The organism is Pseudomonas sp. C11 (assembly GCF_034683865.1).
Taxonomy (GTDB): Bacteria; Pseudomonadota; Gammaproteobacteria; order Pseudomonadales; family Pseudomonadaceae; genus Aquipseudomonas.
On the sequence record NZ_JAWIIP010000058.1, the window covers coordinates 1 to 265 of the forward strand.

1 pseudogene is annotated in these 265 nt (G+C 54.0%); it reads left to right on the top strand.

Annotated features, from left to right (window positions below):
* Positions 1–79: 79 nt before the first annotated feature.
* Positions 80–220: pseudogene (locus VC352_RS24910) on the top strand (TOBE domain-containing protein); the annotation flags it as partial.
* Positions 221–265 lie beyond the last annotated feature (45 nt).

Sequence of the window (265 nt, forward strand, 5' to 3'; positions counted from 1 at the left end):
GGAAGCAATCCGGGAGCGGTTATGCAATTTCCCCGGATTGCATCCGGGCTACCTGTAAAACGACCAGAGGAGAAACACCATGACCATCAAAGCCATCAACGTACGAAACCAGTTCAAGGGCAGCATCAAGGAAATCGTCATCGGCGACGTACTGTCGGAAATCGACGTACAGACCTCCGCCGGCATCGTCACCTCTGTGATCACCACCCGCTCCTTGCGCTAGCTGCAACTGCAGGTGTGCATCGAAGTGATTGCCTTCGTCAAA